At 66.3% G+C, this 12,756-nt stretch carries 15 protein-coding genes and 1 tRNA gene; 12 read left to right on the top strand and 4 right to left on the bottom strand.

The genetic code is table 11. From position 1 onward, the window contains the following. Positions 1-123 precede the first annotated feature (123 nt). Positions 124-327, bottom strand: a complete 204-nt coding sequence (locus KRR55_RS11685) for a hypothetical protein (protein WP_217389251.1) — start codon at positions 325-327, stop codon at positions 124-126. A gap of 236 nt (positions 328-563) precedes the next feature. Between KRR55_RS11685 and bcp the strand changes: the two genes are divergently transcribed. From bcp to KRR55_RS11645, 8 genes are all read left to right on the top strand, one after another. Beyond that, on the top strand, positions 564-1,061 hold the full coding sequence (gene bcp, locus KRR55_RS11680; protein WP_217389250.1) for a thioredoxin-dependent thiol peroxidase: 498 nt from the start codon (positions 564-566) through the stop codon (positions 1,059-1,061). Between the two features lie 90 nt (positions 1,062-1,151). Further along, positions 1,152-1,233 (top strand) — tRNA-Leu (locus KRR55_RS11675). Positions 1,234-1,368: 135 nt separating this feature from the next. Beyond that, positions 1,369-3,210 carry an ABC transporter substrate-binding protein gene (locus KRR55_RS11670; RefSeq protein ID WP_217389249.1) on the top strand — a complete coding sequence of 614 codons (1,842 nt, stop codon included), beginning with the start codon at positions 1,369-1,371 and terminating at the stop codon, positions 3,208-3,210. Positions 3,211-3,360: 150 nt separating this feature from the next. Beyond that, on the top strand, positions 3,361-4,785 hold the full coding sequence (locus KRR55_RS11665) for a malate:quinone oxidoreductase (protein WP_254456139.1): 1,425 nt from the start codon (positions 3,361-3,363) through the stop codon (positions 4,783-4,785). 232 nt (positions 4,786-5,017) lie between these two features. Then, on the top strand, positions 5,018-5,353 hold the full coding sequence (locus KRR55_RS11660; RefSeq protein ID WP_217389247.1) for a PRC-barrel domain-containing protein: 336 nt from the start codon (positions 5,018-5,020) through the stop codon (positions 5,351-5,353). 413 nt (positions 5,354-5,766) lie between these two features. Then, a complete protein-coding gene (locus tag KRR55_RS11655) occupies positions 5,767-6,483 on the top strand; it encodes a PRC-barrel domain-containing protein (protein ID WP_217389246.1) in 717 nt (238 codons plus the stop codon). A gap of 76 nt (positions 6,484-6,559) precedes the next feature. Continuing rightward, entirely contained in the window at positions 6,560-7,171 is a 612-nt protein-coding gene (locus KRR55_RS11650) for a hypothetical protein (RefSeq protein ID WP_217389245.1), read from the top strand. A gap of 204 nt (positions 7,172-7,375) precedes the next feature. Beyond that, entirely contained in the window at positions 7,376-7,561 is a 186-nt protein-coding gene (locus KRR55_RS11645) for a CsbD family protein (protein ID WP_217389244.1), read from the top strand. 133 nt (positions 7,562-7,694) lie between these two features. On the opposite strand, the gene KRR55_RS11640 is transcribed toward KRR55_RS11645, so the two are convergent. The 3 genes from KRR55_RS11640 to KRR55_RS11630 form a co-directional block, all read right to left on the bottom strand. After that, complete coding sequence (locus KRR55_RS11640; protein ID WP_217389243.1) at positions 7,695-7,928, bottom strand: hypothetical protein; 234 nt, start codon at positions 7,926-7,928, stop codon at positions 7,695-7,697. A gap of 22 nt (positions 7,929-7,950) precedes the next feature. After that, positions 7,951-8,217 (bottom strand): DUF7218 family protein, encoded by a 267-nt coding sequence (locus KRR55_RS11635; RefSeq protein WP_217389242.1) that lies wholly within the window; start codon positions 8,215-8,217, stop codon positions 7,951-7,953. Between the two features lie 213 nt (positions 8,218-8,430). Next, positions 8,431-9,426, bottom strand: coding sequence for a helix-turn-helix domain-containing protein (locus KRR55_RS11630; RefSeq protein WP_336245104.1), 996 nt, complete (start codon positions 9,424-9,426; stop codon positions 8,431-8,433). A gap of 464 nt (positions 9,427-9,890) precedes the next feature. Here KRR55_RS11630 and KRR55_RS11625 point away from each other — a divergent pair, with 464 nt between their 5' ends. From KRR55_RS11625 to KRR55_RS11610, 4 genes are all read left to right on the top strand, one after another. Beyond that, a complete protein-coding gene (locus KRR55_RS11625; RefSeq protein ID WP_217389240.1) occupies positions 9,891-10,916 on the top strand; it encodes an iron-containing redox enzyme family protein in 1,026 nt (341 codons plus the stop codon). Then, entirely contained in the window at positions 10,913-11,167 is a 255-nt protein-coding gene (locus KRR55_RS11620) for a CDGSH iron-sulfur domain-containing protein (RefSeq protein ID WP_217389239.1), read from the top strand. The genes KRR55_RS11625 and KRR55_RS11620 overlap by 4 nt, the downstream gene beginning before the upstream one ends. A 12-nt stretch (positions 11,168-11,179) precedes the next feature. Then, positions 11,180-11,368, top strand: coding sequence for a hypothetical protein (locus tag KRR55_RS11615; RefSeq protein WP_217389238.1), 189 nt, complete (start codon positions 11,180-11,182; stop codon positions 11,366-11,368). Positions 11,369-11,474: 106 nt separating this feature from the next. Then, positions 11,475-12,557, top strand: coding sequence for a carboxylate-amine ligase (locus KRR55_RS11610; protein WP_217389237.1), 1,083 nt, complete (start codon positions 11,475-11,477; stop codon positions 12,555-12,557). Positions 12,558-12,756: the final 199 nt, after the last annotated feature.

Below are 12,756 nucleotides of genomic sequence, written 5' to 3'. Positions count from 1 at the left end.
ACATTCCACCCGAGCCACCGCCACAGCATCCTTCGAGCCCGTCGTAAGCACAGAGCGATGAGCGATCCGTTGAACCGTCGGCCAAGTGGCGAACGTTCCAGCATCAATTGCGAACCCGGGACGCTACCAGCCGTCGTTGCGGATCGCCGCGCGGGTGCGGGCCGAACGCGAGCCCACGCGGTTGGTGTCGCCAGTCCGATGCACGCGAGATTTCTGGTCCTCATGCGTTCCCGAGGCGCCGGACGCGGCAAACGCCACCCGCCGGGCCACCAGTTCCTCGGGCAGCGCGAAACCCCTAGCCCGCGATTTCCCTTTGCTCCTGCTCATCAGATCCACCCATTCGCAGTCATTGACACCCTTCAATCACTCATCATAGGACACTCCCGCCCGGAACGCCCGGGGGAAGTTGCAGATCCCATGGGCCACCTCCCCGGCACGGGGGCCGGCACGCTGAAACGCGTGGGCATTCGCTAAGCTCGTATGCAGGACCAATCCCCCGCCCCGCGCCCACGCCAGTCGCACGTACGCGTCGTGGACGCCAGAGACCCAGGAGCACCACACCCATGACTTCGAACGCCACCACCGAAGCCGTCCGCCTGTCCGCCGGCGACGCCGCACCCGATTTCACCCTCACCGACGCCCGAGGCCAGGAGCTTTCCCTCTCCTCGCTGCGCGGCAGGAAGACCATCGTGTACTTCTACCCGGCGGCATCCACCCCGGGCTGCACCAAGCAGGCCTGCGACTTCCGCGACTCCCTGGAATCGCTGGCAGCCGCCGGCTACCAGGTCGTGGGAATCTCCCCCGACGCGCCGGCCAAGTTGGCCAAGTTCACCGCCAAGGAAGAGCTGACCTTCCCGCTGCTGGCCGACGAGGACCACGCAGTGGCTTCCGCCTATGGCGCATGGGGCGAAAAGAAGAACTACGGCCGCACCTACGAGGGCCTGATCCGCTCCACCGTCGTGGTGGACGAGCACGGAATCGTTGAATTGGCGCAGTACAACGTGAGGGCCACCGGACACGTCGCAAAACTGCGTCGTGATTTGGGTCTCGATCCAAAATAAAGTTTCGCCCACAGCCCAAAAGCCGCAAATCGGGCCAAAAGTCTCCGCTAGACTGATTTCTGCCGAACTTCGAAAGCGGTTCGCTGCCTTGCGAGCGTGGCGGAATTGGTAGACGCGCTGGATTTAGGTTCCAGTGTCTTCGGACGTGGGGGTTCAAGTCCCCCCGCTCGCACACATGCCCAACGCATCCACAAGATGCAAGCGGCATCACGCAGGGCCCCCGGATGTTTCCGGGGGCCCTGCGCTTTAACATTGAGCAGCGGCCCCGCCACGAATTGGAGCCCAACACACTGACGAGGAGTCCTTGGTGCCCAGCCAGTCGCACAGCCCGGAACCACCCAGAGCCACGCGCCGCGCCTTCCTGGCCGGCGGCCTGGGACTCACGGCCCTGGCCCTGACCGGCTGCGTCCCCCAGGACACCCCGGAACCGACCGGCCCGACGGCCAGCGCGGAACCGGTGCTCCGCACCTTCCACTTCGGCTCCGCCGCCGACCCGGCTACTCTTGACCCCGCCATCTCCGGGGACAACGAAACCTTCCGCATCACCCGCCAGATCTACGAGGGCCTCATCGGGGTGGACCGCGAAACCGGGGTCCCGATCCCGATGCTGGCCACCGACTGGATCGTGAGCCCGGACCGGCTGCAATACACCTTCATCCTGCGCCGCGGCGTCAAGTTCCACGACGGCACCGACTTCGACGCGCAGGCCGTGGTCGCCAACTTCGAACACTGGATCGCGCTGCCGCAGGACGTGCGCGCCAACTCCGACCAGGGCTTCACCCAGGTCTTCCGGCACAACGAGCAGCTCCCCGTGCTGCCCAAGTCCATCCCCGAGCCCAAGCCGAGCAAGGACAGCGACGGCAACGAAACCGTCGACCCGCAAAAGCTGGCCGAGCACACCGCCGCGGAGGCGCTGCTGGCCTCGCTGCGCGAACAGCTCAAGGCAAATCCCTTCGTGGGCGCCACGGTCGGCGGCACCGCCAGCCACTTCGGGTCCATCAAGGCAGCGGACACCCACACCGTGGTGCTGACCCTGCGCCAGCCGATCGCCGGACTCATCGAGGCCCTGACGCTGCCCGGCCTGGCGATGGCCTCGCCCAAGGCCCTGGCCACCCCCGCGACGGCCAACGGCCAGGTTTCCTACCTTTCGACACAGCCGGTGGGCACCGGGCCATTCAAGTTCGTCTCCTGGAAGGACGGGGCCGTCACCCTGCGCAGCTTCCCCGGGTACTGGGACGCCGCCGCCGTGCAGGGAAACCCGACTGCCCCGACCCTGGTCGTCTTCCGCGAAATCCGCACCCCAGCCGGGCGCCTGGGCTCGCTTGACCGCGGGGAGATCGACGGCTTCGACCTGGTCGCGGTGACGGGGCTGCGCGAACTGGTGCGCGAGGGCAAGCTCATCGTGCAGCGCGACCCCTACTCCGTGAGCTACCTGGGCATGAACCAGAAGAACAAGTGGCTGGCGCAGGAGGAGTTCCGCCGGGCCATCGCCCACGGCATCGACCGGCAGAAGATCATTGAGCAGTTCTACATCTCGGGCACCAAGGAGGCCCGCGGCTTCCTTCCCGCCTCGCTGGGCATCAAGACCTCCGACACCTACTACGGCCCGGACTCCAACCGCGCCAAGGACCTGCTCGAATCCATCGGCTACGACGGCAGCCCGATCCCGTTCCTTTACCCGCTGAACATCTCCCGGGCCTACCTGCCCCTGCCCGAGCTCATCTATGCCGAGCTCTCGCGCCAGCTGGCCCTGGTCGGCATCACGCTGGAGCCCAGGCCCATCGACTGGAACGACGGCTACGTGGCGACCGTCCGCTCCGGGGAAGTCCCCGGCCTGCACCTCCTGGGCTTCAACGGCGGCTACCGGGATCCCGATGACTTCATGGGTGCCCTGTTCTCCTCGAGCAACCGCCAGTTCGGCTACGAATCCCCGGTCCTTTCCGCGCAGGTGCTGCTAGCGCGTTCCATGCCGCCGGGCGAGCAGCGCGTTACCGCCTACGAGGATCTTTCCAACACGCTGGCCAAGGACCTTCCGGCGCTTCCGCTGGCCTTCCCGATCTCCGCGCTGGCCTTCAACGACACCGTGAAGCACTATCCCTCGTCGCCCGTCCTGGACGAAGTCTTCACCGATGTGAAGATGACCACTTAAGTCCCGGACTGTCAAGGGACCAATTTCTTGGACACCCCCGCATGGCGCTAGTCTTGCCTAGAGTCAAGACGAACTTTCAATGGAGAACCCCCCGTGCCTTCTGAATCCACCAATCAGTCTTTCGACGTCGTTCTCATCGGCGCCGGTGTCATGAGCGCCACGCTCGGTACCATGATCAAGCAGCTGGAGCCGGGGTGGAGCATTGGCCTTTTCGAGAACCTGGACCAGGCCGGCCTCGAGTCCTCCTCCCCCTGGAACAACGCCGGAACCGGCCACTCGGCCCTCTGCGAACTGAACTACACCGCGGCCGGCCCCGACGGCAGCGTCGACCCGGCCAAGGCCATCGGCATCAACGAGCAGTTCCAGGTTTCCCGCCAGTTCTTCTCGCACCTGGTCAAGAACAAGCAGGTCGGAGATCCGGGCAGCTTCATCAACCCGCTGCCGCACATGAGCTTCGTCATCGGCGACTCCCACGCCGACTACCTCAAGACCCGCTACGAGGCGCTGAAGCCCCACACGCTGTTCAACGAGATCGAGCACACCGAGGACCTTGACACCATCAAGTCCTGGGCACCGCTGGTGGCCAACGGCCGCAACGGATCCCAGCGCGTCGCGGCCTCCCGCGTGGTCTCCGGCACCGACGTGGACTTCGGTTCGCTGACCCGCCAGATGACCGAGAACCTTGCCGCCAACGGCGCCGAGGTCAACTTCGGCCACCGCGTCACCGGCATCAAGCGCGACGGCGCCGGCTGGGACCTCTCCGTGCGCGAGAACGCCACCAAGGCCAAGCGCAGCGTCAAGGCCAAGTTCGTCTTCGTGGGTGCCGGCGGCGGCGCCCTGGGCCTGCTGCAGAAGGCAGGAATCGACGAGATCAAGGGCTTCGGCGGCTTCCCGGTCTCCGGCCAGTTCCTGCGCTGCACCGACGATACGATCATCGACCAGCACCACGCCAAGGTCTACGGCCAGGCCTCGGTCGGCGCCCCGCCCATGAGCGTGCCGCACCTTGACACGCGCTTCGTCGACGGCAAGCGCTCGCTGATGTTCGGCCCGTACGCCGGCTTCTCCACCAACTTCCTGAAGACCTCCTCGCTGCTGGACCTTCCGGCCTCGATCCGCGCGCACAACATCCTGCCGATGCTTGCCGTGGGCAAGGACAACCTGGACCTGACCGTGTACCTGATCAAGGAGGTGCTCAAGTCGCGTGCCAAGAAGGACGAGGCACTGCGCGAGTACCTGCCCGAGGCCACCGGCGAGAAGTGGGAACTGATCACCGCCGGACAGCGCGTCCAGGTCATCAAGAAGGACGCCAAGAAGGGCGGCGTGCTGCAGTTCGGCACCGAGGTCATCACCTCCGCCGACGGCACCATCTCCGGCCTGCTCGGCGCCTCCCCCGGCGCCTCGACCGCAACCCCGATCATGATCGGGCTGCTGGGCCGCTGCTTCCCGAAGCAGTTCTCCGGCTGGGAATCCAAGCTCAAGGAGATCATCCCGTCCTACGGCGTGAAGCTCAACGAGAACCCCTCGCTTTATGCAGAGGTGCGTGCCGAGACCGACAAGGTCCTCGGCCTGGCCTAACCCACGCCCCTCCACAAGGTCCGGCTCCCCCGTCACTGGGGGCCGGACCTTGTGCTTTTCCGGGCACCGCTTTTGCCTTGTACGGGGCCGCTCCCGGTGCTTTGCTTGAATTGGATGCCCGGCATGTTCAGGGCGGCCCGCCGTGCCGTGAATGACCAGCCACCTGGAAGGAACCGCACTGAGGCGGTTCCGGTGGCCGCGCCCGGGGAAAACGTCCCGTGAGGAAGCCACCATGCTGGGCCATGGATACCTGAACGCACTGCTGAACGCCAAGAGCACCGTCTACGGCCCGCAACGCGAAAAGGTCGGGACGCTGGGAAACATCTACATGGACGCCGCCTCCGGCGATCCCGACTTCGTCGCCGTGCGCCTCGGGCTCTTCGGCACCGAGGAACTTCTGGTATCCCTGCGCGGAGCGGTGTTCACCGACGGCCACCTGCAGGTCAGGTTCACCAAGCAGGACATCCGCCACGCACCGCGCGTGGACCCCGGCGCCAGGCTCGGCGATGCCGAAAAGGCGATGCTCGACGGCTACTACTCCGTCATGGATCCGGATACCGGAGGTTAGGGGCGATGGCCGCGGGACGGGTCCCTCCGGCGGTGCCGCACCTTCTGCCTTGAACGCCTGCGACCGCACCGGGTCTTGGGCTTTTCGCGATGATTGCCGACCGGATTTTGCCGCCCTTCCCCTACCGGGGTGACACTTTCTTGAATTGCGCCCCCTGCGGTGTTTGGCTTGCGACATGGGCGAGGTTGCACGTCAGCGCCCCGCCCGACTGTCAGAAAGTGGTTTTGTCCATGGCGGGAGGCTGTGGATGCACGGCAAACCTGCGGCCGGTCGCGCGGCCCGCGCGCCATGGCTGCCGCCGGACCCGGCGCCGCGAACGATGTGGCCGGAACGACCTGCCGGAGAGATCCGCAGGGTCTGCGGACAGCGTCCCCGGGAAGCGGGCTGGCCTCGACAGCGGAAAGGGAAACACCATGTTGAACAACGAAGACCTCCAGCCCCTTTTGGGGTCCAAGACCAACGTGTATGGCTCCGACGGAGAAAAGATTGGCACGCTCGGTCAGGTCTACCTTGACGACGGAACCGACCTGCCCCACTTCGCCACGGTCCATACGGGACTCTTCGGCACCCAGGAGAACTTCGTGCCGCTCTCCGACGCGGAAATCTCCAACGGGGAACTCTACGTGAGGTACACCAAGCAGATCGTCAAGAACGCCCCGAACATCGACCCCCTGGGCCACCTTGAGCCCGAGGAAGAGGACGAACTCTACGACTACTATTCCCAGGCCGGACTCGGTGCGCATGAAGATGCCCCGGAGACCGCAGACACGGCGACCGCCGACGATGCCGGGGACACCAGGGACCGGGCGCCGGTGGGGCTTGTCCAGGGGACTCCCCTGACCGCCCGGGAGCAGGAGCGGGATTCCGGGGGTGGCCCGGGGCGGCCGCGAATCCGGAAGTACGTTGTCACCGCGGTGGAGACGGATTGGGAGGCCGCTGGGGAAGCCGGCGATCCGAGAGGACGCCATGAGGCATCCGCTTCCCACCGAGGGGCGGACGACACGGGAAATGGGCCCGTCGATGGGCCGAACCGACACGCAAACGAGGACGTCTCCGAGGGATCCCGTGCGCCGACTGAGGAAGGGCCCGAAACCCGAGGGTCGCGCACCATGAAACCCATGAACCCCTGAGGCCCGATTCGGTGCATCAGGATCGATACGGCGACCCACCCCCTGGGTCCCAATCGAAAGGAAAAGAGGCTCTCCGATGGAATACTCAGGATCAGGATCAAGCACGTCCAGCCATCGCACCCATGAACGGCTCTCGCGTGAGAGCGGGCAATTTGGCGGGGTGAAGGTCGGAAGCGCGTTCTTTGGCTGGGTCACGGCCATGGGCATGAGTGTGCTGCTCACCGCATTGCTGACGGCATTCGGGGCTGGCGTCGGGCTTGCCACCGAAACGGACCTGGGGTCGGCCGCCGACACCGTGACCCGCAACCCGGACGCGGCTGCCTGGATCTCCGCCATCGTCCTGGTGCTCGTCCTGCTGCTCGCCTACTTCTGCGGGGGCTACGTCGCGGGCAGGATGGCCCGCTTCAACGGCATCCGGCAAGGTGTGGCCGTGTGGGTCTGGGCCATTGTCGTCGCTCTCGTGGTGGCTGGATTGTCCGCCTTCGCGAATGTCGATTTCGACGCCTGGGGCAGGCTCAACGGGAGTCCCCTGGTTCCGGCCAACTGGAACATGGGGGCCCTGGGCTGGCTCGTCCTGGCCATCGCCGTGGTCGTCCCGCTTCTGGGGGCGGTTCTTGGCGGCCAGGCCGGCATGCATTACCACCGACGCATCGACCGGGGCAGCGAGGAAACGTACCGCCAGCCCTAGGGCTTGGGGAACCGACGCGCTGCCCCGGCAAAGTGAAAAGGAGGTGCGAGTCCCGCCGCATATTTCCCGGCAGGACGCGCTTGGCGAGGAGAGATGATTTCCGCTCACCCCAACCAATGCGCAAGTGCCGATGCCGGGGTGCACCCTATGTAGCAACTCCGTAGGAACGCCACGACAAGACAAGACAAGACAAGGAGCAAGACCATGGGTCTGGGAGACAAGATCAGGAACAAGGCGCAGGAAGCGACCGGCAAGATCAAGGAAAAGACCGGTGACGCCACCGACAACGAGCGTCTTCAGGCCGAGGGCCTGAAGGACCAGGCAGTGGCGGACGCGAAACAGGCGGCCGAACGCATCAAGGACAGAACCAAGGACATCAACCGCGAGTAGACGCTCGGTTTCAACGACAGGGAAATCCCCTTCCCGGGAGCCGGAGACGGCAAAGGAGCCAGCCCCGCCAGGGGCTGGCTCCTTCCGCATGTCCTGTTCCCGCCGAAGCAGTCCGGCCTCCCAGGGATTCGGCTTAGCCGGCGTCGAAGCGCGTGTCCTCCTCGTCGGCACCGCCCTGCCCTGCGTCAGCCGGATCCGGCGGTGTCCCGGGCCGGTGGGGACGGCCCGGGACACCGCCGGTCGGCTCCTGCGCGGCGCTCTCCTCGTCGAGGAGCGTTTCCGCATCGCGCAACGGATCGAAACTGTCCAGTGTCTTGGGATTGGCGGGCTTGTCCGCGGGGTCTTCAGCGGATTTCTTGTCTGCCATCGGTCTTCCCTTCTCCGCCTTGCTAGGAATTGCGCAGCGAATCGATGAGCTCGTTCTTCTTTTTCCCGGAGTAGCCGTGCAGGCCGATTTCCTTGGCCCTGGCCTTGAGCTCTGGCACCGTCCAGTCCTCGTAGTCGCCCGACTTGCCGCCGCGCTTTCCGACTTCCGAGCGGCCGTCCCGGGCCGCCGCGTTGGCGATCCGGGCCGCCTTCTGCTTTGAGTTTCCCTCGTCGCGCAGCTTCTCGTAGAGTTCGTCGTCCTTGATTTGCGGTGTCTTGTCCTTTGGCATCCTGCTTCTCCCCTCTACGCTGCCCGCCCGGGCCTGGAGGCCGGCGGACACGATTGGCCGGAATTGGATCGGGTACCGGTTCGGCCCCGGAGCCAACGCCTTCGCGTGGCTCCGACGGCAACGCCAACCGGTGTCCCTGCTGGCCACGCTACTGCTCCGGCCAGCCCTTTCCAACCTTTTTGCAGGCAAGCCGGCGACGCCGCGGGTGGATTCCTAGAGCTCCGACAGCGGCGTATCAAGCATCCAGGCCAACGAAGTCCCGTCCACGTGACCCTGCCGCATCCCCTTCAGGTGGGCATTGAGCAAGTCACGCGGAATCCGCGGTGCCCGATAGGCCCGGGCCCGATGGTGACTGAAACAATCGGGGTTCTGCCAAACCAGCAGCTGCAGTGTCCCCTCGTCGGCATGCACCAGGGCGGGCCCGAGCTTGATGCCCAAGACGTCCAGGCGTTGGGCCAGTGCCTTGGCCGAGACGCCTGCCTCCCACAGGAAGTCCGCCAACTCCCTCGGCGTTTGCCTGTTCCAGTCAATCGAGCGAAGCCTCTCCTCGGGCAGGAGCAGCGCAAAGGCGAAGTCACTCGACCAGAGGTCGCGCACCCGTGACCTGCGTCCGATGCTTGGTTGCTGTCCGCTGACCAGTTCGCCGAGCTCGCGGGCCAGGACCAGGTTCGCCTGGTACCAGGCACCGGTGGCGCGCACCACGACGTAGGTCACGCTGCTTGAAACCATGGCGCGGGCGTCGAAGGCCAGCCCCTCGGCGGCCACAAACACCCCGATGCCCAGGGCCTGCTCGACGGCGGCGGGCAGATCGTGGACGAACGGTCCGTCACTCACCGCGGCCAGCCGGGCCGCCATCTCCCGGGCCGCGTCGTCGGGCGAGACTCCGGGGGCGACCACGGGAACCGATTGCGTGGACAGGCCGACTTCCCGATAGGCTCCCGCAGGAAAGGCCACGGTCTCGGCCACGCGGTCCGGCCGTCCCCTGGCAACGGGCTGTGCCTCGGCGACGTGTGAATCGACCCGCGGGTCCCCGGTGACCAGCCATTGCAGCGAGACATGCAGGATCTTGGCCAGCACCGCCAATTCACCGGCGCTGAAGTTCCTTTGGCCGCTCAGGGAACGGCTCAGGGCATCCTGCGTCATGGACGCCTGGCGGGCAATGCCGGACTGGTTCAGGCCCTCGGCATTCGACAGAATGGCATCCCGCACCCGCAAACGGATTTTTTCCAACGGCCCTGCCTTTCCCCACTCGATGATTTCCCAAGGCCACGGACCCTGCTTCGCCCGTTGTCTTCAACATGCCAACCTCAGCATTGCCGCTGGTCATGCCCCATGTAAAGATAAATGCGTATCTCCCCGGAAGCCGTAGCCCGTGTGGTTTTATTGACGATGGACGATGCCCAGGGTGCCGGCGGACGGAACGCACGGGCCCCCGACCGCAAGGGGCCGTTGAATGAGCACCTGGAAAGGACGTGGTTGCCCTTCACAAAAAGTCCGGATTCGCCTTTTACCGTGACCCGCGAAATCCGGGATGCACTTGCTACCACATGCCGCCCCAGTGCAGGGCCGGACCACGTCCGGACCCGCGCCCACCAGTAACAGGTGTTCGGTGATCAATTGCCACCCACGTGAATCATCCCCGCAAACACCCTCCCGATAGCAGAAGGAATCTGATGCGCACACTACCCAGGCCTCGTGGCCCCCTCAGCTCGGCATTGCTCAATCTCCTGGAGCGCGACGACCCCTCGCGCGCGCCGGAATTGGCCGACCGCATGGAGCAGTCCCCGGTCGACCCGGACATCTTTTTCGACGAGGACCTGCAACTTTGCCTGTTCGTCCTCTACGAACTGCATTATTCCGGGTTCGACTCCGTGGCGGACCGGTGGGAATGGAACACCGACCTGTTGCAGCTGCGCAGCCGGATCGAGGAAAGGTTCGAAACCCGGATCATGCAGTCCATTCCCGCGATCCCGCGGGTCGAGGCCAATGCCCAGTCCGTTGCCGAGGCCCTGTCCGCCATGGTCGAAGCGGCCCCCGGCCGCTCCGTGGCCGACTTCGTGGCGCGCCGGGCGACCATCGACCAGGTGCGCGAATTCCTGGTCCACAAGTCGATCTACCAGCTCAAGGAGGCGGACCCCCACACCTGGGCCATTCCCCGGCTTGGCGGACGGGCCAAGTCCGCCCTCGTGGAAATCCAGGGCGACGAGTACGGAAACGGGTTGCCGGGGCGAATGCACTCCCAGCTCTTCGCCCGCACGATGGCGGGCCTGGACCTGGATGGCGAATTCGGCGCCTACATCGACCGGATTCCTGCAATCGTGCTGGCCTCGGTGAACCTCATGTCCCTTTTCGGGCTCCAGCGCAGGCACCGGGGAGCGATCTGCGGACACCTGGCCATCTACGAAATGACCTCGTCACTGCCCAACGCCAAGTACGCCCGCGGATTCCGCCGCCTGGGCTTCGGGGCACCCGTCACCGACTACTTCGACGAACACGTCGAGGCCGATGCCGTCCACGAGCAGATCGCCGCGCGCGACCTGGCCGGCGGGTTGGTCGAGGCCGAGCCGCAGGTGGCGGGCAACGTCTTCCTGGGGGCCGCCGCGGCCCTGCTGCTCGACGGGCTGGCCGGCACGTGGCAGGTTGACACCTGGGAAAGCGGTGCCACCACACTGCTTCCCGCGGCGGAGGTGCCGGCATGAGCGCCACGCCCGGAACCAGCATCACGCTGTGCCCCCACGGGCCGCTGTTGGTGCGCGGCGACTTTGAGCTGCTGGATGCAATGGGCTTGACCGTCGATCCGAGACGCGGCACAGTGGCACTATGCCGCTGCGGCGGGTCCCTGATCAAGCCGTTCTGCGACGGAACCCACAAGTTGCTCGAGTTTCAGGCACCGGATCCAACCGCAGCACGGGCACCGAACATCGATGACCATCCGAGATCCCCGACCTAGGAGAACACGCCGATGAACAACACACCCGAAAACCGCCCGACCGCCGACGAGACCGCCGAACGCGAGGCCGCTCAGGCCGCTGACCACGTCTCGGATCCGTCGCTGAACACCGAGCCGGGGCATGACTGGACCGACGAGGGCGGAGCCACCGTCGACGGCCCGGCCCTCGATGCGCAGTCCGCGGACGACTCGGGAACCTAGCCACCACCCCACTGCCAGCCCGCCGGAGGCGCCGTCGTTGCCGACGGCGCCTCCGGCGTCCCTCAATGAGCGCCACGGCGCCCGGATCCCCGGAGAGGTCGGCCCCATGAGCACCTTTGGCATCGAAGAGGAGTTCTTCCTCTTGGACCCGGCCACGGGCCTGCCCGCGGTGCCCGACGCCAGGACGCGCGAAACGCTGATGTCCATCCGTGCCGGTGACAGCAGGTCCCAGCACGAATTGCTGGATTGCCAGGTGGAAATGGCAACCCCGGTGTGCTCGAGCGCCAACGAGGCCCTCGCCTCGCTGCGCGGGTTCCGCCGGGGGCTTGCGACGACCGCGTCCGGCAACGACCTGCAGGCGGTCTCCATGGGCACCGCCCCGCTCATTCCCGTCCACCCGGCCCATGTCAGCCCGACCGATCGGTACAGGGAAATACACCGCTACCTCCCGGGCATCAGCGGCGAGCAATACGTATCCGGCCTGCATGTGCACGTGGCGATCCCCAATTCCGAGGCCGGGATCCTGGCCCTCAACGGCCTGCGCGGCTGGTTCCCGCTGCTGGCCGCCATCGGGGCGAATTCCCCGCTCTGGCGGGGCGAGGACACCGGCTTTTCCTCGTGGCGCACCATCCACTACCGCAGGTGGTCGGTCCAGGGCATTCCACCGCACTTCGCCGACGCGGAGGACTACTACCGGAGGCTGGCCCTGGTGCTCGGAGCCGACGTGGTGCTTGACGCCGGCCATATTGGCTGGGCAGCCCGGCTGTCCAACCACTACCCGACCATCGAGATCCGCGTGGCCGACGCCCAGCTGCGGGCCGAGGAAGCGGTATCCCTGGCCCTGGTCATCCGCGCCCTGGTGGAAACGAGCATCCATGCGCCGCGCAACGACTCCGGCCTGCTTCCCGAACTGCTTGACCTGGCCTTTTGGCAGGCGGCCAAGCACGGACTCGGGGGCAACCAACTCGACCCGGAAACCGGGCGCGGCATTCCCACCGAGCACATGATCGCCGCCCTGAAACGCCGCATCCGGGACGCCCTGGACGAAAGCGGCGACTTCGAGCTGGTTGATTCGACCCTCGATCGACTCCTGCGGGACGGCAACGGGGCGCGGCGGCAGCGCGACAGCCTGGCCCGTGGCGGATTGGCCAAGGTCACCGCGGATGCCGCGGCGGAGCTCACGGCCTGACGGCGCAGATTTTTTCCCCCCCGGGCACGTCGGCCCTCCCTGCCGGTCGCTTGCGGCAACGGCGAACAGCGTGCGCACACGAAGCACCCGGTGGTGCCGCTCTGAGCGGCACCACCGGGTGCTTCGTGGCAGTTACCGGATCAGCCCGTCATGCCCCGGAACGCCGGAGGCCGGGTGGTGGGATCGGGATGCGGCATCG

The sequence above is a fragment of the Paeniglutamicibacter quisquiliarum genome (assembly GCF_019084045.1).
GTDB classification, from domain to species: domain Bacteria; phylum Actinomycetota; class Actinomycetes; order Actinomycetales; family Micrococcaceae; genus Paeniglutamicibacter; species Paeniglutamicibacter quisquiliarum.
This window is presented reverse-complemented; position numbering and strand designations above follow the sequence as displayed.

Coding starts and splice junctions, on each gene's coding strand:
- KRR55_RS11685 (WP_217389251.1), bottom strand. CDS start 327: ATGAGCAGGAGCAAAGGGAAATCGCGGGCTAGGGGTTTCGCGCTGCCC.
- bcp (WP_217389250.1), top strand. CDS start 564: ATGACTTCGAACGCCACCACCGAAGCCGTCCGCCTGTCCGCCGGCGAC.
- KRR55_RS11665 (WP_254456139.1), top strand. CDS start 3,361: ATGAGCGCCACGCTCGGTACCATGATCAAGCAGCTGGAGCCGGGGTGG.
- KRR55_RS11660 (WP_217389247.1), top strand. CDS start 5,018: ATGCTGGGCCATGGATACCTGAACGCACTGCTGAACGCCAAGAGCACC.
- KRR55_RS11655 (WP_217389246.1), top strand. CDS start 5,767: ATGTTGAACAACGAAGACCTCCAGCCCCTTTTGGGGTCCAAGACCAAC.
- KRR55_RS11650 (WP_217389245.1), top strand. CDS start 6,560: ATGGAATACTCAGGATCAGGATCAAGCACGTCCAGCCATCGCACCCAT.
- KRR55_RS11645 (WP_217389244.1), top strand. CDS start 7,376: ATGGGTCTGGGAGACAAGATCAGGAACAAGGCGCAGGAAGCGACCGGC.
- KRR55_RS11640 (WP_217389243.1), bottom strand. CDS start 7,928: ATGGCAGACAAGAAATCCGCTGAAGACCCCGCGGACAAGCCCGCCAAT.
- KRR55_RS11635 (WP_217389242.1), bottom strand. CDS start 8,217: ATGCCAAAGGACAAGACACCGCAAATCAAGGACGACGAACTCTACGAG.
- KRR55_RS11625 (WP_217389240.1), top strand. CDS start 9,891: ATGCGCACACTACCCAGGCCTCGTGGCCCCCTCAGCTCGGCATTGCTC.
- KRR55_RS11620 (WP_217389239.1), top strand. CDS start 10,913: ATGAGCGCCACGCCCGGAACCAGCATCACGCTGTGCCCCCACGGGCCG.
- KRR55_RS11615 (WP_217389238.1), top strand. CDS start 11,180: ATGAACAACACACCCGAAAACCGCCCGACCGCCGACGAGACCGCCGAA.
- KRR55_RS11610 (WP_217389237.1), top strand. CDS start 11,475: ATGAGCACCTTTGGCATCGAAGAGGAGTTCTTCCTCTTGGACCCGGCC.